This is a genomic window from Pantoea sp. GABEPS69 (assembly GCF_045780835.1).
Classification (GTDB): Bacteria; Pseudomonadota; Gammaproteobacteria; order Enterobacterales; family Enterobacteriaceae; genus Pantoea; species Pantoea septica.
In genome coordinates this window covers 868217-889681 of the sequence record NZ_CP118618.1, presented here as the reverse complement: position 1 = coordinate 889681, position 21465 = coordinate 868217, and the positions used below count along the sequence as shown (strand labels likewise).

Annotated in this window: 17 protein-coding genes, 2 tRNA genes, 3 rRNA genes and 1 other annotated feature; of the genes, 9 read left to right on the top strand and 13 right to left on the bottom strand. The window is 54.2% G+C overall.

The genetic code is table 11. From position 1 onward, the window contains the following. Positions 1-59: 59 nt before the first annotated feature. The 9 genes from PVE98_RS04250 to rluD all read right to left on the bottom strand — a co-directional run bounded on the left by PVE98_RS04250 (position 60) and on the right by rluD (position 11781). The gene (locus tag PVE98_RS04250; RefSeq protein ID WP_033754143.1) at positions 60-1367 is read right to left on the bottom strand and encodes an MFS family transporter; all 1308 of its coding nucleotides are present in this window, start codon (positions 1365-1367) and stop codon (positions 60-62) included. A gap of 208 nt (positions 1368-1575) precedes the next feature. Beyond that, positions 1576-1691 (bottom strand): 5S ribosomal RNA (gene rrf, locus PVE98_RS04245). Between the two features lie 200 nt (positions 1692-1891). After that, a 23S ribosomal RNA gene (locus PVE98_RS04240) occupies positions 1892-4798 on the bottom strand. A gap of 195 nt (positions 4799-4993) precedes the next feature. Next, positions 4994-5069: transfer RNA gene (locus PVE98_RS04235), tRNA-Ala, on the bottom strand. A 143-nt stretch (positions 5070-5212) separates the two neighbouring features. Next, positions 5213-5289, bottom strand: a tRNA-Ile gene (locus PVE98_RS04230). A 72-nt stretch (positions 5290-5361) separates the two neighbouring features. Continuing rightward, positions 5362-6903: ribosomal RNA gene (locus PVE98_RS04225) — 16S ribosomal RNA — on the bottom strand. The 16S, 23S and 5S rRNA genes sit together here with 2 tRNA genes alongside, the layout of an rRNA operon. 473 nt (positions 6904-7376) lie before the next feature. Next, positions 7377-9950 (bottom strand): ATP-dependent chaperone ClpB, encoded by a 2574-nt coding sequence (clpB, locus tag PVE98_RS04220; RefSeq protein WP_033751987.1) that lies wholly within the window; start codon positions 9948-9950, stop codon positions 7377-7379. Between the two features lie 125 nt (positions 9951-10075). Next, a complete protein-coding gene (gene yfiH, locus PVE98_RS04215; protein WP_096073683.1) occupies positions 10076-10804 on the bottom strand; it encodes a purine nucleoside phosphorylase YfiH in 729 nt (242 codons plus the stop codon). Then, a complete protein-coding gene (gene rluD, locus PVE98_RS04210) occupies positions 10801-11781 on the bottom strand; it encodes a 23S rRNA pseudouridine(1911/1915/1917) synthase RluD (protein ID WP_033751993.1) in 981 nt (326 codons plus the stop codon). The genes yfiH and rluD overlap by 4 nt, the downstream gene beginning before the upstream one ends. A gap of 131 nt (positions 11782-11912) precedes the next feature. Here rluD and bamD point away from each other — a divergent pair, with 131 nt between their 5' ends. From bamD to pheA, 4 genes are all read left to right on the top strand, one after another. Beyond that, the gene (gene bamD / locus PVE98_RS04205; protein WP_096073934.1) at positions 11913-12647 is read left to right on the top strand and encodes an outer membrane protein assembly factor BamD; all 735 of its coding nucleotides are present in this window, start codon (positions 11913-11915) and stop codon (positions 12645-12647) included. A 272-nt stretch (positions 12648-12919) separates the two neighbouring features. Beyond that, positions 12920-13246 (top strand): ribosome-associated translation inhibitor RaiA, encoded by a 327-nt coding sequence (gene raiA, locus PVE98_RS04200; RefSeq protein WP_033751998.1) that lies wholly within the window; start codon positions 12920-12922, stop codon positions 13244-13246. Positions 13247-13344: 98 nt separating this feature from the next. After that, positions 13345-13469, top strand: a sequence feature (Phe leader region). Further along, positions 13346-13393, top strand: a complete 48-nt coding sequence (gene pheL / locus PVE98_RS04195; protein WP_100279143.1) for a pheA operon leader peptide PheL — start codon at positions 13346-13348, stop codon at positions 13391-13393. (Overlaps the previous feature by 48 nt.) A 22-nt stretch (positions 13470-13491) precedes the next feature. After that, a complete protein-coding gene (pheA, locus tag PVE98_RS04190; RefSeq protein WP_033752000.1) occupies positions 13492-14658 on the top strand; it encodes a bifunctional chorismate mutase/prephenate dehydratase in 1167 nt (388 codons plus the stop codon). A gap of 67 nt (positions 14659-14725) precedes the next feature. Here pheA and tyrA read toward each other — a convergent pair whose 3' ends face one another. Further along, positions 14726-15847, bottom strand: a complete 1122-nt coding sequence (tyrA, locus tag PVE98_RS04185) for a bifunctional chorismate mutase/prephenate dehydrogenase (RefSeq protein WP_033752002.1) — start codon at positions 15845-15847, stop codon at positions 14726-14728. A gap of 6 nt (positions 15848-15853) precedes the next feature. Continuing rightward, the gene (locus PVE98_RS04180) at positions 15854-16933 is read right to left on the bottom strand and encodes a 3-deoxy-7-phosphoheptulonate synthase (protein WP_033752005.1); all 1080 of its coding nucleotides are present in this window, start codon (positions 16931-16933) and stop codon (positions 15854-15856) included. Positions 16934-17220: 287 nt separating this feature from the next. Between PVE98_RS04180 and PVE98_RS04175 the strand changes: the two genes are divergently transcribed. After that, positions 17221-17760 carry a GNAT family N-acetyltransferase gene (locus tag PVE98_RS04175; RefSeq protein WP_333620493.1) on the top strand — a complete coding sequence of 180 codons (540 nt, stop codon included), beginning with the start codon at positions 17221-17223 and terminating at the stop codon, positions 17758-17760. 181 nt (positions 17761-17941) lie between these two features. On the opposite strand, the gene PVE98_RS04170 is transcribed toward PVE98_RS04175, so the two are convergent. Continuing rightward, complete coding sequence (locus PVE98_RS04170) at positions 17942-18973, bottom strand: tyrosine-type recombinase/integrase (RefSeq protein ID WP_333620494.1); 1032 nt, start codon at positions 18971-18973, stop codon at positions 17942-17944. A gap of 258 nt (positions 18974-19231) precedes the next feature. Beyond that, complete coding sequence (locus tag PVE98_RS04165) at positions 19232-20071, bottom strand: phage repressor protein CI (protein ID WP_312060157.1); 840 nt, start codon at positions 20069-20071, stop codon at positions 19232-19234. Between the two features lie 128 nt (positions 20072-20199). Between PVE98_RS04165 and PVE98_RS04160 the strand changes: the two genes are divergently transcribed. Genes PVE98_RS04160 through PVE98_RS04145 form a run of 4 tightly spaced genes read left to right on the top strand, consistent with a single transcriptional unit; the run spans position 20200 to position 21460 of the window. Further along, positions 20200-20424 (top strand): helix-turn-helix domain-containing protein, encoded by a 225-nt coding sequence (locus tag PVE98_RS04160; RefSeq protein ID WP_225322654.1) that lies wholly within the window; start codon positions 20200-20202, stop codon positions 20422-20424. A gap of 35 nt (positions 20425-20459) precedes the next feature. Next, complete coding sequence (locus PVE98_RS04155) at positions 20460-20969, top strand: phage regulatory CII family protein (RefSeq protein ID WP_333620495.1); 510 nt, start codon at positions 20460-20462, stop codon at positions 20967-20969. Positions 20970-20978: 9 nt separating this feature from the next. Beyond that, positions 20979-21182, top strand: coding sequence for a phage filamentation protein Fil family protein (locus PVE98_RS04150; RefSeq protein ID WP_333620496.1), 204 nt, complete (start codon positions 20979-20981; stop codon positions 21180-21182). Further along, entirely contained in the window at positions 21119-21460 is a 342-nt protein-coding gene (locus PVE98_RS04145; protein WP_033755116.1) for a DUF5347 family protein, read from the top strand. Before PVE98_RS04150 ends, PVE98_RS04145 begins: the two co-directional genes overlap by 64 nt. Positions 21461-21465 lie beyond the last annotated feature (5 nt).

The window sequence follows — 21465 nt, the reverse complement described above, 5'->3', positions numbered from 1 at the left end:
TTTGCCTGCGGCGTCTGTCGCCGCAGGCCATCGCTCCTGCCAGAAGGCCCTGCCAACCTTTACAGCTTAATGCCCTTGCCGCGCTTGTGCAGCAGCAGCGACACCAGAAACGCCAGCGCGCCCATTGCCGAAACATACCAGAAGAAGGTGGTTTCGATCCCCTGCTGCTTCATCAGCAGCGCGACATATTCCGCCGAGCCGCCGAAAATCGCATTGGCTACGGCATAGGATAAGCCGACGCCAAGCGCACGCACCTCAGGCGGAAACATCTCGGCCTTGAGGATGCCGCTGATAGCGGTATAGAAGCTGGTTATCAGCAGCGCCAGCATAATCAGGCAGAAGGCGACGGTCGGACTCTGCACACTTTGCAGCGCGGTAAGAATGGGAACGGTGCAGACAGCGGCGCCCGCGCCGAAAATCAGCATCGAACCCCGACGGCCAATTTTATCGGACAGCGCGCCGATAACCGGCTGTATCAGCATAAATACCAGCAGCGCGGCGGTCATCAGGCCGCTGGCGCTTTTCGCATCCATGCCCGCCGTGTTCACCAGATACTTTTGCATGTAGGTGGTAAAGGTGTAGAAGCTCAGCGAGCCGCCAGCGGTGAAACCCAGCACCATCAGGAAAGCGCGCGTATGGTTGCGCAGCAGTCCGGTAATGCTGCCGGCGTCTTTATGATGACGACTCTGATTATCTGAGGTTTCATGCAGCGATCGGCGCAGCCAGAGAGCTACAACCGCCAGGATGGCGCCGAGGAAAAAGGGGATGCGCCAGCCCCAGCTGCGTAGATCCTCTTCGCTAAGGATAAACTGCAGCACCACCACCGTCAGCACTGCCAGCAGCTGGCCGCCGATAAGCGTAACGTACTGGAAGGATGCGTAAAAACCTTTGCGCCCTTCCAGCGCAACCTCGCTCATATAGGTGGCGCTGGTGCCATATTCGCCGCCCACCGACAGTCCCTGAAACATGCGCGCCAGCAGCAGGATCGCCGGGGCCGCGATGCCGATAGAGCCATAGCCAGGCAGGCAGGCGATGACCAGCGAGCCGAAGCACATCATGCACACCGAGATAAGCATCGATTTTTTACGACCGTGCCGATCGCCGATATAGCCAAATAGCCAGCCGCCGATGGGACGCATTAAAAACCCTGCAGCGAATACCCCTGCGGTTTGCAGCAGCTGCGTGGTGGTATCGCCTTTAGGAAAAAAGATATGCGCAAAATAGAGTGAGAAGAATGAGTAGACGTAGAAGTCGAACCATTCGACCAGATTACCCGACGATGCGCCGACGATCGCCCAGACGCGTTTCTTGCTGATCCCCGACTCTTCTACCCCAGTTCGGGATGAGCGCGAATTAAATTCTGCCATGCTTTACCTCAAGTTCCTTGCTGATAAGCAGCGTTAAAACAATGAGTAAAGCATTTCATTCGGGACAACGAAACGTTATCGCGGTTGCGCTGCGGTAAATGTGATGCGCAAGAGGTTTAGTTGTAACACGTGTAACTGAGAAAGTGTTTTTTTCTGGTCTGAAAAGCAAAAAACCCTGACCGTGAGGTCAGGGTTATCGCAGTTGGATGCCTGGCAGTTCCCTACTCTCGCATGGGGAGGCCCCACACTACCATCGGCGCTACGGCGTTTCACTTCTGAGTTCGGCATGGGGTCAGGTGGGACCGCCGCGCTAAGGCCGCCAGGCAAATTCTTGTGCACGGAACGAATCTTTTACGCTGCTGCTGCGTTGGCTGCTCTCGTAACGTCAGTCACATACCTCAGTATGCTCCTTCCTTTACCGCGCTTGCCGCCTTGCTTCAGCGCAAAATCTTTCGTTCCCGCTAATTCTTTATCCGTTAACAAGCTGAAAATCTTCGCGTCTCACAAAACGCCTCTGGCGTTGTAAGGTTAAGCCTCACGGGTCATTAGTACCGGTTAGCTCAACGCATCGCTGCGCTTACACACCCGGCCTATCAACGTCGTCGTCTTCAACGTCCCTTCAGGAGCATCAAGTGCTCAGGGAAAACTCATCTCGGGGCAAGTTTCGTGCTTAGATGCTTTCAGCACTTATCTCTTCCGCACTTAGCTACCGGGCAGTGCCATTGGCATGACAACCCGAACACCAGCGGTGCGTTCACTCCGGTCCTCTCGTACTAGGAGCAACCCCCCTCAGTTTTCCAGCGCCCACGGCAGATAGGGACCGAACTGTCTCACGACGTTCTAAACCCAGCTCGCGTACCACTTTAAACGGCGAACAGCCGTACCCTTGGGACCTACTTCAGCCCCAGGATGTGATGAGCCGACATCGAGGTGCCAAACACCGCCGTCGATATGAACTCTTGGGCGGTATCAGCCTGTTATCCCCGGAGTACCTTTTATCCGTTGAGCGATGGCCCTTCCATTCAGAACCACCGGATCACTATGACCTGCTTTCGCACCTGCTCGAGCCGTCACTCTCGCAGTCAAGCTGGCTTATGCCATTGCACTAACCTCCTGATGTCCGACCAGGATTAGCCAACCTTCGTGCTCCTCCGTTACGCTTTGGGAGGAGACCGCCCCAGTCAAACTACCCACCAGACACTGTCCGCAGCCCGGGTAACGGGCCTACGTTAGAACACCAGCCATTAAAGGGTGGTATTTCAAGGATGGCTCCACGCAGACTGGCGTCCACGCTTCAAAGCCTCCCACCTATCCTACACATCAAGGACCAGTGTTCAGTGTCAAGCTGTAGTAAAGGTTCACGGGGTCTTTCCGTCTTGCCGCGGGTACACTGCATCTTCACAGCGATTTCAATTTCACTGAGTCTCGGGTGGAGACAGCCTGGCCATCATTACGCCATTCGTGCAGGTCGGAACTTACCCGACAAGGAATTTCGCTACCTTAGGACCGTTATAGTTACGGCCGCCGTTTACCGGGGCTTCGATCAAGAGCTTCTCCTTGCGGATAACCCCATCAATTAACCTTCCGGCACCGGGCAGGCGTCACACCGTATACGTCCACTTTCGTGTTTGCACAGTGCTGTGTTTTTAATAAACAGTTGCAGCCAGCTGGTATCTTCGACTGGCCTCGGCTCCGGGAGCAAGTCCCTTCACCTACGCGCCAGCGTGCCTTCTCCCGAAGTTACGGCACCATTTTGCCTAGTTCCTTCACCCGAGTTCTCTCAAGCGCCTTGGTATTCTCTACCTGACCACCTGTGTCGGTTTGGGGTACGATTTCGTGTTGCCTGGAGCTTAGAGGCTTTTCCTGGAAGCAGGGCATTTGTTGCTTCAGCACCGTAGTGCCTCGTCGTCACGCCTCAGTGTAAAGTGCACCGGATTTGCCTGGAGCACACACCTACACGCTTAAACCGGGACAACCGTCGCCCGGCCAACATAGCCTTCTCCGTCCCCCCTTCGCAGCAACACCAAGTACAGGAATATTAACCTGTTTCCCATCGACTACGCCTTTCGGCCTCGCCTTAGGGGTCGACTCACCCTGCCCCGATTAACGTTGGACAGGAACCCTTGGTCTTCCGGCGAGCGGGCTTTTCACCCGCTTTATCGTTACTTATGTCAGCATTCGCACTTCTGATACCTCCAGCATGCCTCACAGCACACCTTCGACGGCTTACAGAACGCTCCCCTACCCAACAACGCTTGCGCGTCGCTGCCGCAGCTTCGGTGCATGGTTTAGCCCCGTTACATCTTCCGCGCAGGCCGACTCGACCAGTGAGCTATTACGCTTTCTTTAAATGATGGCTGCTTCTAAGCCAACATCCTGGCTGTCTGGGCCTTCCCACATCGTTTCCCACTTAACCATGACTTTGGGACCTTAGCTGGCGGTCTGGGTTGTTTCCCTCTTCACGACGGACGTTAGCACCCGCCGTGTGTCTCCCGTGATAACATTCCTCGGTATTCGCAGTTTGCATCGGGTTGGTAAGCCGGGATGGCCCCCTAGCCGAAACAGTGCTCTACCCCCGAGGATGAGTTCACGAGGCGCTACCTAAATAGCTTTCGGGGAGAACCAGCTATCTCCCGGTTTGATTGGCCTTTCACCCCCAGCCACAGGTCATCCGCTAATTTTTCAACATTAGTCGGTTCGGTCCTCCAGTTAGTGTTACCCAACCTTCAACCTGCCCATGGCTAGATCACCGGGTTTCGGGTCTATACCCTGCAACTTAACGCCCAGTTAAGACTCGGTTTCCCTGCGGCTCCCCTATACGGTTAACCTTGCTACAGAATATAAGTCGCTGACCCATTATACAAAAGGTACGCAGTCACCCCATAAAAGAGGCTCCCACTGCTTGTACGTACACGGTTTCAGGTTCTGTTTCACTCCCCTCGCCGGGGTTCTTTTCGCCTTTCCCTCACGGTACTGGTTCACTATCGGTCAGTCAGGAGTATTTAGCCTTGGAGGATGGTCCCCCCATATTCAGACAGGATACCACGTGTCCCGCCCTACTCATCGAGCTCACAGAATGTGTGTTTTCGTGTACGGGAGTGTCACCCTGTACCCTGCGACTTTCCAGACGCTTCCACTAACACACAAGCTGATTCAGGCTCTGGGCTGCTCCCCGTTCGCTCGCCGCTACTGGGGGAATCTCGGTTGATTTCTTTTCCTCGGGGTACTTAGATGTTTCAGTTCCCCCGGTTCGCCTCGCAACACTATGTATTCATGTTGCGATAGTGTGTCGAAACACACTGGGTTTCCCCATTCGGACATCGCCGGCTGTAGCGGTTCATATCACCTTGCCGGCGCTTTTCGCAGATTAGCACGTCCTTCATCGCCTCTGACTGCCAGGGCATCCACCGTGTACGCTTAGTCGCTTAACCTCACAACCCACAGGCGTCTTGCGACGTCGCGGATGTGATTAATTGAGAGACTCGAACGCGCTGCCTTTATTCCTTATTACGGAGGAATAACGCGACGCGTCGTTTCAATTTTCAGCTTGTTCCGGATTGTTAAAGAGCATAATACTTCGCAGCCCGCCGTCGCCGGCGCGCTCTGAAGTATTTCAGAAAACAGTATGGTGGAGCTAAGCGGGATCGAACCGCTGACCTCCTGCGTGCAAGGCAGGCGCTCTCCCAGCTGAGCTATAGCCCCATACAGTTACTGCAGAGACCGTCTACATACCAGGAGTGGCATTCTTCGTTCGAGGAATGCGATTTTTTCTCAGGCAAGGCGTGGCGATGCGAAGCATAGTTCACTATGCGAGCCGTCGTCACAACGCAGCATGAGGGAAAATCTGGTAGGCCTGAGTGGACTTGAACCACCGACCTCACCCTTATCAGGGGTGCGCTCTAACCACCTGAGCTACAAGCCTGTAGAGGTTTTTCTGCTCGTTACTTTCTATCAGACAATCTGTGTGAGCACTTCGAAAGGCAGTATCTTCAGGTAAGGAGGTGATCCAACCGCAGGTTCCCCTACGGTTACCTTGTTACGACTTCACCCCAGTCATGAATCACAAAGTGGTAAGCGCCCTCCCGAAGGTTAAGCTACCTACTTCTTTTGCAACCCACTCCCATGGTGTGACGGGCGGTGTGTACAAGGCCCGGGAACGTATTCACCGTGGCATTCTGATCCACGATTACTAGCGATTCCGACTTCACGGAGTCGAGTTGCAGACTCCGATCCGGACTACGACGCACTTTATGAGGTCCGCTTGCTCTCGCGAGGTCGCTTCTCTTTGTATGCGCCATTGTAGCACGTGTGTAGCCCTACTCGTAAGGGCCATGATGACTTGACGTCATCCCCACCTTCCTCCGGTTTATCACCGGCAGTCTCCTTTGAGTTCCCGACCGAATCGCTGGCAACAAAGGATAAGGGTTGCGCTCGTTGCGGGACTTAACCCAACATTTCACAACACGAGCTGACGACAGCCATGCAGCACCTGTCTCAGAGTTCCCGAAGGCACCAAGGCATCTCTGCCAAGTTCTCTGGATGTCAAGAGTAGGTAAGGTTCTTCGCGTTGCATCGAATTAAACCACATGCTCCACCGCTTGTGCGGGCCCCCGTCAATTCATTTGAGTTTTAACCTTGCGGCCGTACTCCCCAGGCGGTCGACTTAACGCGTTAGCTCCGGAAGCCACTCCTCAGGGGAACAGCCTCCAAGTCGACATCGTTTACGGCGTGGACTACCAGGGTATCTAATCCTGTTTGCTCCCCACGCTTTCGCACCTGAGCGTCAGTCTTTGTCCAGGGGGCCGCCTTCGCCACCGGTATTCCTCCAGATCTCTACGCATTTCACCGCTACACCTGGAATTCTACCCCCCTCTACAAGACTCTAGCCTGCCAGTTTCGAATGCAGTTCCCAGGTTAAGCCCGGGGATTTCACATCCGACTTGACAGACCGCCTGCGTGCGCTTTACGCCCAGTAATTCCGATTAACGCTTGCACCCTCCGTATTACCGCGGCTGCTGGCACGGAGTTAGCCGGTGCTTCTTCTGCGGGTAACGTCAATCGACGCGGTTATTAACCGCGTCGCCTTCCTCCCCGCTGAAAGTACTTTACAACCCGAAGGCCTTCTTCATACACGCGGCATGGCTGCATCAGGCTTGCGCCCATTGTGCAATATTCCCCACTGCTGCCTCCCGTAGGAGTCTGGACCGTGTCTCAGTTCCAGTGTGGCTGGTCATCCTCTCAGACCAGCTAGGGATCGTCGCCTAGGTGAGCCGTTACCCCACCTACTAGCTAATCCCATCTGGGCACATCCGATGGTGTGAGGCCCGAAGGTCCCCCACTTTGGTCTTGCGACGTTATGCGGTATTAGCTACCGTTTCCAGTAGTTATCCCCCTCCATCGGGCAGTTTCCCAGACATTACTCACCCGTCCGCCACTCGCCACCCAAAGAGCAAGCTCTTCTGTGCTGCCGTTCGACTTGCATGTGTTAGGCCTGCCGCCAGCGTTCAATCTGAGCCATGATCAAACTCTTCAATTTAAGTTTGATTTGCTTAAACCAGTTAAGCGGTGCTCATCTGTAAAACGTCATAATGAATGTCATTATGTGTCCACTCGTGAGGCTTGATATTTTTTAAGCCCGAAGGCTTTTGATATCTGCTCCCGAGTGCCCACACAGATTGTCTGATAAATTGTTAAAGAGCGGTGCAGTCAGCGGCCGAGCCTGCTGCTGCGAGGTGGCGTATATTACGCTACTCTCCTTCGGAGTCAACCCCTTTTTTCAGGGATTTTATCCGGCGACTCAGCGAACCGAATATCCTGAACACCGCATTCCGTAAGCCGTTGTGCCGTGTCAGTGGAGGCGCATTATAGGGAGTTCTTCCGGGCTGACAAGTGCTAATTTAAACTTTTTTACCAACCGCCTGTTTTCCAGGCAATGCGCTGAAAATTGCGTCAAAATAGCGCTTTTTAGCATAAAAAAACGGGCCCGCAGGCCCGTTTCGCTGATGTCAGTTACTGATGAGCGACGATTTCGCCCTCTTTGACGTCCATTTCGATAGTTTTGCCCGGCACCAGCTGACCGGAAAGGATCTGCTGCGCCAGCGGGTTTTCGATCTGCTGCTGAATCGCACGTTTCAAAGGACGCGCGCCATAGACCGGATCGTAGCCGTTTTCCCCCAGCAGCTTCAGCGCTTCGTCAGAGATATGCAGCTGGTAGCCGCGTTCATCCAGACGTTTATACAGACGCTGCAGCTGAATCTGCGCAATAGAAGCAATATGCTGCTCGCCCAGCGGATGGAACACCACCACTTCGTCGATACGGTTGACGAACTCCGGACGGAAGTGATGGCCGACCACATTCATCACCACATCTTTCATTTCCGCGTAGTTCAGTTCGCCGAAGCGTTCCTGAATCAGATCGGAGCCCAGGTTCGACGTCATGATTACAACGGTATTGCGGAAGTCGACGGTGCGCCCCTGTCCATCCGTCAGACGTCCGTCGTCCAGCACCTGCAGCAGAATGTTAAACACATCCGGATGCGCTTTCTCTACCTCATCCAGCAGAATGACCGAGTAAGGACGACGACGCACCGCTTCTGTCAGATAGCCGCCCTCTTCATAACCGACATATCCCGGAGGCGCGCCCACCAGCCGCGACACGGAATGTTTTTCCATGAATTCCGACATGTCGATGCGCACCATAGCGTCGTCGCTGTCGAAGAGGAAATTCGCCAGCGCTTTGCAGAGCTCGGTTTTACCCACCCCGGTCGGGCCAAGGAACAGGAACGAACCGATGGGACGATTTGGGTCAGATAAGCCTGCGCGACTACGACGAATCGCGTTCGATACCGCTTCCACCGCCTCGTTCTGGCCGATAACGCGCGCGTGCAGATCCTGCTCCATACGCAGCAGCTTATCGCGCTCGCCTTCCATCATGCGCGCCACGGGAATGCCGGTCCAGCGCGCCAGCACGTCAGCGATCTCGACATCGGTAACGCGGTTGCGCAGCAGCTTCATGGTCTTACCTTCAGACTGCGTGGCGGCCGCCAGCTGTTTTTCCAGCTCCGGGATCTTGCCATACTGCAGCTCGGACATTTGCGCCAGGTCGCCCACGCGACGCGCCTGTTCCAGCGACAAGCGTGCCTGCTCCAGTTCCGCCTTGATATTCTGCGTGCCGGTAAGAGAGGCCTTCTCCGCTTTCCACTCCTCTTCCAGCTCCGCGTATTCGCGCTCTTTCTGGTCGAGTTCGCTTTCCAGCATTTCTAGACGCTTAATGCTGGCGTCATCCGACTCTTTCTTCAGCGCCTGCTGCTCCAGCTTCAGCTGAATGATGCGGCGCTCCAGGCGATCGAGCGGTTCCGGTTTCGAGTCGATCTGCAAACGGATGCTGGACGCGGCCTCGTCGATCAGGTCAATGGCTTTATCCGGCAACTGACGGTCGGCGATGTAGCGATGCGACAGTGTCGCCGCCGCGACAATCGCTGGGTCGGTAATTTGCACATGGTGATGCAGCTCATAGCGCTCTTTCAGACCGCGCAGAATAGCGATAGTATCTTCCACGCTCGGTTCGGCGACGTAGACTTTCTGGAAACGGCGCTCCAGCGCGGCATCTTTTTCGATGTACTGCCGATATTCGTCCAGCGTGGTCGCGCCGACGCAGTGCAGCTCGCCGCGCGCCAGCGCCGGCTTCAGCATATTGCCGGCATCCATCGCGCCGTCCGCTTTACCGGCGCCGACCATAGTATGCAGCTCATCGATAAACAGGATAACGTTGCCTTCCTGCTTCGACAGATCGTTAAGTACGCCTTTTAAACGCTCTTCAAACTCGCCGCGGTATTTTGCGCCCGCCACCAGCGCCCCCATATCCAGCGCCAGTACGCGACGGCCTTTCAGCCCTTCCGGCACCTCGCCGTTAATGATGCGCTGCGCCAGGCCTTCCACGATGGCGGTTTTACCCACGCCAGGTTCACCAATCAGCACCGGATTGTTTTTGGTGCGGCGCTGCAGCACCTGAATAGTGCGGCGAATCTCTTCGTCACGGCCGATGACCGGGTCGAGCTTGCCCTGTTCGGCGCGCTCGGTCAGGTCGATGGTGTATTTCTTTAATGCCTGGCGCTGATCTTCAGCCCCTTGATCGTTCACGTTGTCGCCTCCACGCAGCTGCTCAATCGCTTTGGTTAGCTTGTCAGTGGTCGCACCGGCCGATTTCAGCAGATCGGCTAAAGAGCCGCGCGAGTCGAGGGCAGCCAGAACAAAGAGTTCAGATGAGATAAAATTGTCGCCGCGCTTCTGCGCCAGCTTGTCGCACAGGTTAAGCACGCGAACCAGGTCAGCGGACGGTTGAACATCCCCTTCGCTGCCCTCTACCTGGGGCAAACGGTTGATAGCCTGCTCGACGCCGTTGCGCAGAGCGGCAACGTCAACGCCTGCAGAGGCTAATAACGGACGAACGGATCCACCTTCCTGATTGAGCAGCGCGCTCATCAGATGCAGAGGTTCAATAAATTGGTTGTCGTGTCCCAGAGCAAGGGACTGCGCGTCGGCAAGGGCCAGTTGGAATTTGTTGGTAAGACGATCCAGACGCATGATTCCTCCCATTACAGGTCAAAATGCTACTGGAGATTAAAATGAGGTCATCCCTCAAATTTTCAAGGTTAATGACCTGCATCATGAGCAAAAAATACGCTACTGGATCGTCTTGTGGCGTAAGGTTATCTCAGCCAAATTAAAGAAGCCATACGCCCGGTGGTTCCGTCGCGTCGGAAGGAGAAAAAATCGCCACTCTCATGAAAGGTGCAGCGGCGCGTCATGCTCACGGAGGTGACGCCCGCCGCCTGCAGCCGCTGCTGCGCAAGCAGCCAGATATCAGCGAAATACTTAGCGCCCGCCGGACGAAAGGCCTGCTGAGCACGGTTGTCATGCGCCATAAACGCATCGCGCACTTCGCTGCCGACTTCAAAGGCGTCAGGACCGATTGCCGGCCCAAGCCAGGCGTGTATCTGGCTGGCTGGCGCAGCGAACCGCGCCAGCGTATTTTCCAGCACCCCCGCGCACAGGCCGCGCCAGCCGGCATGCGCCGCGGCAACTTCGCTGCCGTCATAAGAGCAGAACAGCACCGGCAGACAATCCGCCGTCATCACCGCGCACACCACGCCCGCTTCGCGCGTGATGCAGGCATCCGCCCGTAAGGGCTCTGTCTGCTCAGCTGGCAGTCGAACCACATCGGTGCCGTGAACCTGCTCAAGCCAGTGCGGCATCGCCGGCAACGCAGCGCGCGTTACCAGGCTCTGTCGGTTGGCAGCCACGTGTGCCGGATCGTCACCGACATGGCTGCCCAGGTTGAACGCATCCCAGGGTGCCAGGCTGGCGCCATCGCCGCGTAGCGTTGAGCAGGCACCTACGCTGGCGGGCGCGGGCCAGTCCGGCAGGACCCAACTCATAGCCAGTCCATCTGATCGCGGAACTCTTCAGTATCCGCTTTCAGTACCTCAATCAGCTCTACCATGTCCTGCGGCAGCGGCGCATGCCACTCCATCTCGATTCCGGTAATCGGATGGTAAAGACGCAGCATGGTCGCGTGCAGCGCCTGGCGATCGAACGCGCGTAGCGTAGCGATGAACTGGTCCGAAGCGCCTTTCGGCGGACGCGGACGACCGCCGTACAGCGGGTCGCCCACCAGCGGATGGTTGATGTGCGACATATGCACGCGAATCTGATGCGTACGGCCGGTTTCGAGACGCAGACGCAGACGCGTATGGGCGCGGAAGTGCTCCATAATACGGTAGTGCGTTACCGCCGGTTTCCCCATCGGATGCACGGCCATATGGGTGCGTTTGGTCGAGTGACGGCTGATGGGCTCGTTTACCGTGCCGCCCGCCGTCATCGTTCCAATTGCCACCGCTTCGTACTCGCGGGTGATTTCGCGCAGCTGCAGCGTTTCCACCAGGTGGGTCTGCGCCGGGACGGTTTTCGCCACCACCATTAGCCCGGTGGTGTCTTTATCCAGTCGATGCACGATACCGGCGCGCGGCACGTCGGCAATGGCGGGATAGTGATAAAGCAGCGCATTCAGTACGGTGCCGTCGGGGTTGCCGGCGCCGGGATGCACCACCAGATCGCGCGGCTTGTTGATCACCAGAATATCGTCATCTTCATACACGATGTTCAGCGGGATGTTTTGCGCTTCCCAGCGCTGCTCTTCTTCGATTTCTGCATCGATAGCGACCTGTTCGCCGCCCAATACTTTCTCTTTCGGTTTATCGACGATCGCGCCGTTAACGCTGACGCGCCGGTCAAGGATCCACTCTTTTATGCGCGAGCGTGAATAATCGGGGAACAATTCCGCCAAAGTTTGATCTAAGCGTTGTCCCAGCTGCGCTTCGGAGACCGTTGCGGTGAGTTGAACTTGTTGTGCCATATACAGCTTCTTCGTTAACGTTGGGTTTTCACGGCGATGCCGTTTAATATAATGTGCTATCGTACCTGGTCATTACCGGGAGCTATACGGACAGCTTCCGCCATAACAAATTTGAGGATAACCATTTCGTCATGACGCGTATGAAATATCTGGTGGCTGCTGCCACACTGAGCCTGGCCCTTGTGGGTTGTTCCAGCTCAAAGGACACAGTACCGGACAGCCCGCCTTCCGAAATCTACGCTACCGCTCAGGAAAAGCTGCAGGACGGTAACTTTAAAGCGGCGATTAAGCAACTGGAAGCGCTGGACAACCGTTATCCTTTTGGTCCTTATTCTCAGCAGGTACAGCTTGATTTGATCTATGCCTACTACAAAAACGCCGATTTGCCGTTGGCGCAGGCTGCCATAGATCGCTTTATGCGTCTTAACCCGACCCATCCGAACATCGATTACGTTATCTATATGCGCGGCCTGACGGATATGGCGCTGGACGACTCTGCGCTGCAGGGCTTCTTCGGCATCGACCGTTCCGATCGCGATCCGACCCATGCTCGCGACGCGTTCCGCGACTTCTCGCAGCTGCTGCGTAACTATCCAAACAGCCAGTATGCAGCCGATGCGCAAAAACGCCTGGTCTATCTGAAAGACCGCCTGGCGAAATATGAGCTGTCGGTGGCGCAATTCTATACTAAGCGCGAAGCGTATGTCGCGGTTGTTAACCGCGTTGAAGGCATGATGCGCGATTATCCTGATACGCAGGCCACGCGCGATGCGCTGCCGCTGATGGAAAAAGCCTATCGCAATCTGCAGCTGAATGCCGAAGCAGACAAAGTGGCGAAAATTATTGCCGCAAATAGCGCCAGCTAAAACTGAGTCCGAAAAAATGAAAAAGCAGCCGTAATGGCTGCTTTTTTATGGGCGAAAAATCGACGATTTTGTGAATTCCTCGCTGATGCAACCCGTCAATCATGCGCCTCTCCGCGCACCGATTCAAGGCATTTCGGCTGCATTCCCAGCCTTTCTCACAAATCATTGCCATTGACAAAAAGTGACATTTTTTCGTGATCAAAATCACACATTTCATTGTTCAGCGCGTTATGCTGGATCTACCCAGACGGAAATGACAGAGAGGTAGACCTATGATTCTGAACATTACCAGCAAACAAATGGAAATCACCGCGGCTATCCGCGACCATGTCGAAGACCGTCTCGCCAAGCTGGAAAAATGGCAAGCTCATCTGATAAATCCGCACATCGTTCTCTCTAAAGCGCCGAAAGAATTCGTGGCCGACGCCACGATCAATACGCCCAACGGCACGCTGGTGGCCAGCGCTAAGCACGAGGATATGTATACGGCGATTAACGATCTCATCGGTAAGCTTGAGCGTCAGTTGAATAAGGTTCAGCATAAGCCTGAAGCCCGTCGGGCAGCGACCAGCGTGAAAAATTTCACGCCGGCCACCTGATACATACAGTTTTAGCAAACGCGCCTGCGGGCGCGTTTTTTATTGACAGCCTTAAATCAGTACGGGTACTCTCAAATCACCTTTTGAATGGAAATCACCATGAAACGTCTGCCGTTTTTCTTCGCTTTCTTTTTTACCTTCCCCTGACTGGGAGGCGATTCGTCGTGTGAAAACGAAAGCGAAGACGAACAACAAAGCCTCCCAACCGGGAGGCTTTTTTATTGGACAGCTTACAGGTGAGCCCTATGAATCCCGATAATCCCTTGCTGGCGCTGCGTGACCAGATCAGCGCCGTAGATGAGAAACTGCTGACGCTGCTGGCTGAGCGTCGCGCGCTGGCTGTGAAGGTCGCCGAAGCGAAACTGGCCACACACCGGCCGATTCGCGATATCGAACGCGAGCGTGCGCTGCTGGAGCACCTGATCGTGCTTGGCAAGAAACATCAGCTGGATGCGCACTACATCACGCGCCTGTTTCAGCAAATCATTGAAGATTCCGTCCTGACGCAGCAGGCGCTGCTGCAGAAAAACCTGAACCATGCTCATGCGCTGGCGGCGCGCATCGCTTTCCTTGGCCCGAAAGGTTCCTATTCCCATCTCGCCGCACGCCAGTATGCCGCGCGCCACTTCGACAATATGGTAGAGATCGGCTGCCTCAAGTTTCAGGATATTATTCGTCAGGTTGAAAACGGCCAGGCTGATTACGCGGTGCTGCCGATTGAAAACACCAGTTCTGGCTCGATCAACGACGTTTACGATCTGCTGCAGCAGACCAGCCTCTCGATTGTGGGCGAACTGACCCAGCCTATCGAGCACTGCGTGCTGGTAACAGGCGATACCGATCTGCAGCAGATTGAAACCGTTTATAGTCACCCGCAGCCGTTCCAGCAGTGCAGCCAGTTTATTAGTCGTTTCCCGCACTGGAAGATCGAATATACCGAGAGCACCGCTGCCGCTATGGAAAAAGTCGCGGCGCTGAACTCACCGAAAGCGGCGGCGCTGGGCAGCGAGGCAGGCGGCGAGCTCTATCATCTGCAGGTTCTGGAGCGCAATCTGGCGAATCAGCAGCAAAACCATACTCGCTTTATCGTGCTGGCGCGTAAGGCCATCGCCGTCTCCGATCAGGTTCCGGCGAAAACCACGCTGCTGATGGCGACCGGCCAGCAGGCGGGCGCGCTGGTGGAAGCGCTGCTGGTGCTGCGTCAGCATAACCTGATTATGAGCAAGCTGGAGTCGCGTCCGATTAACGGCAACCCGTGGGAAGAGATGTTTTATATCGACGTGCAGGGCAATCTTGAGTCAGACAGCATGCAGCAGGCGCTGCAGGAGCTAAAAGGGCTGACCCGCATGCTGAAAGTGCTGGGATGCTATCCTGGCGAGAATGTTGTCGCGGTGGAGCCTCGCAGCGCATAACTGAACGGCATCCGTAAGGATGCCGTTTTTGATTGCGAGTCAGGGGCTGGCATGCGTGAGCCGTTTTTTACGGTCTACTGTCGTTAGCGGAGCGCAGCAGGCTACGGCTTTCAACCATAAAGCGTTTAGCGTGATCGCCAAACCAGTGTTCGACGCGGTTGAAGCTGGCGATAAATGCCTGCTTATCGCCCTGTTCCAGCAGCTTAATAGCTTCGCCAAAGCGCTGGTAATAACGTTTAATCAGCGCCAGATTGCTTTCGGAGGACATAATGATGTCCGCATAGAGCTGAGGATCCTGCGCGAACAGCCGTCCCACCATCGCCAGCTCGAGACGATAAATCGGCGATGAGAGCGCCAGCAGCTGATCGAGGTTGACGTTCTCTTCCGCGAGATGCAGACCGTAGGCGAAGGTCGCGAAGTGGCGCAGCGCCTGTATAAACGCCATATTCTGGTCGTGCTCAACCGCGCTGATGCGATGCAGCCGCGCGCCCCACACCTGAATCTGCTCCAGGAACCACTGATAGGCTTCAGGCTGGCGTCCGTCGCACCAGACCACCACCTGTTTCGCCAGACTGCCGCTGTCCGGCCCAAACATGGGATGCAGACCCAGCACCGGGCCCGCATGCGCCGCCAGCATTGCCTGCAAAGGACGGTTCTTGACCGAGGCCAGATCCACCAGAATACAGTCTTCCGGCAACGGCGGCAGTTGTGCGATCACCTGCTCCGTAAGATGGATCGGCACGCTGATAATCACCATGCCGGCATCGCTCAGCAGCGACGGCGCGCGATCCCAGTCCTCTTTATCCAGCGTCTTCACGTTGTAGCCCGACAGCGTCAGCATGCGCGCAAACAAGCTGCCCATCTGCCCTTTTCCGCCAACGATCACTACTGGACGCAGCGCTGGGTTAAGGGTTTTAAAGCCTTTATCGTTCTCGCTGGTATAGGACTCGCGCATCACGCGGCGCAGGATATCTTCAATCAGATCGGGCGGAACGCCGAGCGCTTCCGCCTCTTTACGGCGCGAAGCCAGCATTGACGCTTCGCGCTCCGGTACGTAGATAGGCAAGCCGTAGCGGCTCTTTACTTCGCCAACTTCAGCCACCAGCTCCAGGCGTTTCGCCAGCAGATCCAGCAGCGCCTTATCGACAGTATCAATTTGATCGCGCAGCGCGGTCAGTTCAGCCACCATTGCTCATTACACCTCGTGTGACAGACGCGCCGACAGCACCTCTTGCAGATCCTGATGCATCTCGCGCAGCAGCGTTTCGGTGGTTTCCCAGTTGATGCAGGCATCTGTCACGGAAACACCGTATTTCATTTCGCTGCGCGGCTGCTCGGAAGACTGGCTGCCTTCATTAATATGGCTCTCCAGCATCAGGCCAATAATCGAGCGGTTGCCATCTTTGATCTGGGCTATCGCCGATTCGGCGACGCCAGGCTGGCGGCGGTAGTCTTTGTTAGAATTGCCATGGCTGCAATCTATCATCAAGGCCGGGCGCAGTCCCGCTTTGACCATCTCTTTTTCACACTGCGCCACGTCTTCCGGACCGTAGTTCGGCGCTTTGCCGCCGCGCAGAATAACGTGACCATCTGGGTTGCCCTGCGTCTGCAGCAAGCAAACCTGCCCCGCCTGATTAATGCCAACGAAACGGTGCGGCATCGCGGCGGCGCGCATGGCGTTGATCGCGGTGCCGAGGCTGCCGTCGGTGCCGTTCTTGAAGCCGACCGGCATTGAGAGGCCTGACGCCATTTCGCGATGCGTTTGCGACTCAGTAGTGCGCGCGCCAATCGCCGACCAGCTGAAGAGATCGCCGAGGTATTGCGGGCTATTTGGATCGAGCGCTTCGGTGGCGAGCGGCAGCCCCATCTCTACCAGGTTCACCAGCAGCTGGCGCGCAATGTGCAGACCCGCTTCCATATCAAAGGAGTTGTCCATGTAAGGATCGTTGATCAACCCTTTCCAACCGACGGTGGTGCGGGGTTTTTCAAAATAGACGCGCATAACGATATAGAGCTGATCCTTCAGCTGGTCAGAGAGATCTTTCAGGCGACGAGCGTAATCCAGAGCGGCTTCGGTGTCATGGATCGAACAGGGACCGCAAACCACCAGCAGGCGCGGATCGCGGCCGGCGATGATGTCGGAAATGGTCTGGCGCGAAGCGGCGATCTGCGCTTCCTGCTGGGCGGTCAGCGGAAATTTCGCTTTCAGCTCTTCCGGCGTAATTAAAATCTGTTCATTCGCAATGTGGACATTGTTCAGCGCGTCTTTTTGCATGGCTACGATCCTTTTTTCCTCGTTATGCGGTGAATGATCCTCTGACAGGATAGAGGACACTCTATCACAGAACGTAAAACAAGCAATCCATTGATGTACACTTTTATTACCACGCAAGAATATTGTATGCGCGCCTATTTAAAAAAATCATAATTTTCATTTAATTAAATACAAACCTAACAAAACGAACCCCAAACAAGTGTAAATAATAAATTACACCACAAGTTTAGCATTCTCTCTTATCGCCTGATACGCTTTGCTAAAATCCCTTTTCCATCAGGTACTTTATGACTTCTCTGGCCTCTTCGATTCGACTGCGTCCTTTTACCCGCGACGACATCCCTTCCTTTACCGCTGCCGTCAACGCCTCGCTGAATACGCTGCAGCCCTGGATGGTATGGGCGCATCCAGACTATCAACCCGAAGAGGCAGCGAGCTGGATCGCTTTTACGCAGCAGCAGCGAATAAAGGGCGAAGCGGAAGAGTTCGCCATTGTTGACGATCGGGATCGTTTGCTGGGCGGCGCCGGGATCCGTTTTGCCCGCGAACCGGGTCAGTTTGCCGCGCTAGGATACTGGGTACGTAGCGATATGCAGCGACAGGGCGTCGCCAGCCGCGCCGTTGCACTGCTGCTTGAGATGGGATTTGCACGACCGGAGGTGAAGGTCATCGAAATTCTTGCGGCGGAAGAGAACCGCGCCAGCCGCGCGGTAGCGGAGCGCTGCGGCACGCGCTTTATCGATATGCGCTACGGTTTAATCGTGCTGGAGAGCGGGCCGGTGAATACAGCGATATACCATGTGCATCGTCCCGAGGCGCAGGCATAAAAAAAGGGGCTGGCATCACGCCAACCCCTTGTTTGCTATTAACTTTTAGATGTCGCTTTAGCGATACCTTAGTTAAGACGCTTTTACCTGACACCATTGATACATAAGCATTTTATTGATAAAACAGTTAGTTAGGCCTATATCTGGTGCAACCAAATGCGGCGGCGTTCATGCTGGGTAGTCAGTTTGTGGACACCAAACTGGCCAGAGGGTTAAGCGCTGCTGCTTCTTCTAAATGGTCAGGAGCAAAGTGGGCATACTTCATAGTTTCACGGATGTTCGCATGACCGAGTATTCTTTGCAGCACCAGAATATTTCCCCCATTCATCATAAAGTGGCTGGCAAACGTGTGGCGCAGAACGTGGGTTTTCTGACCCTCTATAAGCTGAATTGTTGTGGTAGCCAGCATCTTCTTGAAGTCCTGATAGCATGGCTTAAACATCCTGCCCTGCCGTTCCTTCAGCTCATCATAAAGCCACTGCGGGATCGGAACCGTTCGGTTTTTCCCGCCTTTAGTTTTGAAGAATGACAGTTTGTTAGGTGACAGCTGAGAGCGGGCTAAGGTTTCAGCTTCAGTCCAGCGCGCGCCGGTAGCCAGGCAAACTTTGCATATCATAGTTAAATCAGGCTTGCCGTAGCGCTCGCAGCCGTTCAGCAGCTCGGTGATCTGCCTCAAGGTCAGCCAGGACATTTCCTTTTCATCTTCCCGAAACGTTCTGACACCATCGAGGGGATTGGGCAAATTCCATTCCCCGAGCCGCTTTAGTTCATTGAATACCGCCGACAGATAGTTTTGCTCTCTGTTGACCGTGATGGGCTTTACTTTCCACTTAGATTCATCATCGTGATAGCCATTAGAAATTTTACCCTTTAAGCGCTGATCGCGGTAATGCGCCCAATCTTTCGCGGTGAGCTGAGAAGCTATCGGATCTCCTAAGCCCTTGCATACGATTTCCAGCTTAGCTTTGCGAGATTTAACTGCTTTAAGTGATTGTCCGTGGAGAGAATCCCAAAGCTCTATAAGCTCGCTCAGCTTACGACGGTCCTCTTTTTCTTTAATCCACGGTTTATTTTCTGCCTCAGAGCGGGTGTAATCCTCAAAAGCTACGGCCTCTCCCTTAGTTACAAAGGTTTTGCGGATACGACGACTGCCCCGCCCGTTCAAGTAGAAGTCTGCAAGCCACTCACCAGTGGGTAACTTTTTTATTGCCATAATTATTTAGCTAATCGCTTTTGATAATCGGAGATAATCCCGAATGTAAAAAAGATAACTAAAGCAGCGTATATATAAGAAATAAACATAGGGGCAAAAAAGGTTGCAAGCATGATCACTGTGAAAATCGCAGTCCCGAAGCATAAGGTTACAAAAGCCATAAAGCCTTTTGAGCCTACAGTTTTGAGCCTGTAATGCGTAGCTACCGCGCCAAAGATAAAAGATAGTAATATCAGAATTAAATGGGCCATAGAAAACCTATATATTTTTAGTAAGCGTTAAAATAACCATGCCTATTGACGTCACATCACTAACTGAGCACTCAAATGATGATGAATTATTAACAACCTTTAGTCTATTTCCGGGTAAGCGTGAAACGCTATAAACATCTTTATTCCCATCTATATCTAAGAGCCAGTCTCCGTTGCCAACTGTTTGAGAGTCCTCTTCAATAATCCAAGAAACAGTGCCCCTTTCTACATATACCGGCTTTTTCATTGATAAGCCCAGCAAAGCCAAATCTAATTTAATATCGGGTTGTTTCTCAAGGTTTCCGCCAATAAGCTTAAACTTAGGTATCCCATCGGGCTGAAAATTCTGTGGGCTTTCGGCTGGCACTTCATCTTGTAAACCAGTCGATAACCACATAAGGGAAGCGCCTGTGTCCAAGGCACAAGCTATAACGACATCCCCAGGAAAATATTCACGGCGAACCCATGCGCTCATGGTGCCTGAAGGTATGCCGAGCAAATCACCTAGTTCTTTCTGCATGGTAAAACCATATGCATGCAGTATGCGCTGCAGTACGGTTTTTCCTCCATTAGCGGCCATATGCTCAAGCAGTGCTTGCCCTTTGAGCTGATGCGTTCGAGGCTGCGAACTTACATTTTTAAGTTTACCATTCACTAACCAGTCTAAATCTGCCCCTGTATCCAGTGCGCACCTGATTATGTAATCGCCAGGAACGCTGCCGCGACTGACCCAATTCCCAATCGTTCCAAGCGGTACACTCAACCGCTCAGAGTACTCTTGCCTTGAGCTAACTCCATAAGATGAAAGGATTCTTTCTAAAACTTCCTTTGCGTTGTTCGATTCCATAGGCATGAGAACCCCTAAAATTTTCAATTGGGTGGTTTACAGTTAGCAAAAAGAGAAGTAGGATTCCCAAAACCAAAACAAAATGCACGCCAATGCACTAGAATCACTACAACCGGAGATAATCTCTTATGACCCCTCAAATTACAATACCAAGCGGCCCCGATCTGATGACCTATGAACAGTTCGCACAGGCCTATGGTTACAGCCTTCGCACCGTAAAACAGATGGTTGCAGATGGCGATCTTCTTGTTATGCCACGCAAAAAAGATGGTGGCGCTGCCCGAATCAACATGGTTGCCTTCCGCGCGCGTTTGCTCGCTCAAGGTGTCAATTGCAGATACGTAGCTGCGTAACAACTTAATTATTTAAGTTGAGCAAAGGAATGACCATGTTTGATTTTAAGACTTCCACCCATAACGAATATGACGACGCCTGCCGCAAGTTTGCGCTTACGCACAACATGACGGAGCTGGCGCAGCGGGCAGGTTTGAAAGTGCAGACCCTGCGCAACAAGCTGAACCCGGATCAAATGCATCAGCTGACCGTTCCTGAAGTGCTGTTGCTTACCGATCTGACCGAAGACGCCACGCTGATGGACGGGATGCTGGCGCAGCTGCAATGTCTGCCGTGCGTGCCGGTTAACGAGCTGGCAAAAGAGAAGTTTCCGACGTACGTGCTGAAGGCGACCGCCGAAGTCGGGCATATGGCCGCTAATGCCGCGAACCCGGAGCGTATTACGGCAACCTGCCGCCGCGGCATTCTGGAAGCTGCCAATACCGGGATCCGCTGCATGATGCTGGCCGCGCTGGCCGTACAGAATCGCGTTCACTCTAACCCGACTTTAGCCTCAACCGTTGACGCTATCAGCGGGCTGGGTGCTTCGATTGGCATCAGCTGAGGGCGCACGATGATTTCATTTGCGGCACGCCTCAAGCGTCAGAGTCCGTCAATGTCATACGGACATGGCTGGATTATGGGCGAGAACGGCAGGCGCTGGCATCCGGTACTGAGCCAGCAGGTACAGGTTAAAGAGCAAAGAGGTAAAGCATGGCTATCGAGGGCGATTCAATGCTGGTCGAGCTTTCTGCCGGCCAACGGGTTTCGGCGCTGAATCACGTTGCCTTAATCCGCGCGCAACTGATGGGCGGCAACTGTGAAAAAGATATGACCCGTTTTTTCTCTGAAATGCGCGATGTGACAGACAGTAATTACCAGGACAACAAGCGCGCACTGAGCGCGATTCTCTTCCTGGCAAACATCGGTAAAGACAGGCACGAGGCTGAATTTAGTGAACTGACTACTGATGAAAGAGCGGCGCTTATTCGTGCAATGAATCATCTAAAAGCAGTCGTGAGTTTATTTCCGAAGCGAATGGCTCTGCCTAATTAATTAAC

Bases quoted from the DNA above. Each gene is read 5' to 3' on its own strand.
- PVE98_RS04175 (WP_333620493.1), top strand. From the start codon at position 17,221: ATGACTTCTCTGGCCTCTTCGATTCGACTGCGTCCTTTTACCCGCGAC.
- PVE98_RS04250 (WP_033754143.1), bottom strand. From the start codon at position 1,367: ATGGCAGAATTTAATTCGCGCTCATCCCGAACTGGGGTAGAAGAGTCG.
- PVE98_RS04170 (WP_333620494.1), bottom strand. From the start codon at position 18,973: ATGGCAATAAAAAAGTTACCCACTGGTGAGTGGCTTGCAGACTTCTAC.
- PVE98_RS04145 (WP_033755116.1), top strand. From the start codon at position 21,119: ATGGCTATCGAGGGCGATTCAATGCTGGTCGAGCTTTCTGCCGGCCAA.
- tyrA (WP_033752002.1), bottom strand. From the start codon at position 15,847: ATGGTGGCTGAACTGACCGCGCTGCGCGATCAAATTGATACTGTCGAT.
- PVE98_RS04160 (WP_225322654.1), top strand. From the start codon at position 20,200: ATGACCCCTCAAATTACAATACCAAGCGGCCCCGATCTGATGACCTAT.
- yfiH (WP_096073683.1), bottom strand. From the start codon at position 10,804: ATGAGTTGGGTCCTGCCGGACTGGCCCGCGCCCGCCAGCGTAGGTGCC.
- PVE98_RS04180 (WP_033752005.1), bottom strand. From the start codon at position 16,933: ATGCAAAAAGACGCGCTGAACAATGTCCACATTGCGAATGAACAGATT.
- PVE98_RS04155 (WP_333620495.1), top strand. From the start codon at position 20,460: ATGTTTGATTTTAAGACTTCCACCCATAACGAATATGACGACGCCTGC.
- PVE98_RS04165 (WP_312060157.1), bottom strand. From the start codon at position 20,071: ATGGAATCGAACAACGCAAAGGAAGTTTTAGAAAGAATCCTTTCATCT.
- PVE98_RS04150 (WP_333620496.1), top strand. From the start codon at position 20,979: ATGATTTCATTTGCGGCACGCCTCAAGCGTCAGAGTCCGTCAATGTCA.
- bamD (WP_096073934.1), top strand. From the start codon at position 11,913: ATGACGCGTATGAAATATCTGGTGGCTGCTGCCACACTGAGCCTGGCC.
- raiA (WP_033751998.1), top strand. From the start codon at position 12,920: ATGATTCTGAACATTACCAGCAAACAAATGGAAATCACCGCGGCTATC.
- rluD (WP_033751993.1), bottom strand. From the start codon at position 11,781: ATGGCACAACAAGTTCAACTCACCGCAACGGTCTCCGAAGCGCAGCTG.
- clpB (WP_033751987.1), bottom strand. From the start codon at position 9,950: ATGCGTCTGGATCGTCTTACCAACAAATTCCAACTGGCCCTTGCCGAC.
- pheA (WP_033752000.1), top strand. From the start codon at position 13,492: ATGAATCCCGATAATCCCTTGCTGGCGCTGCGTGACCAGATCAGCGCC.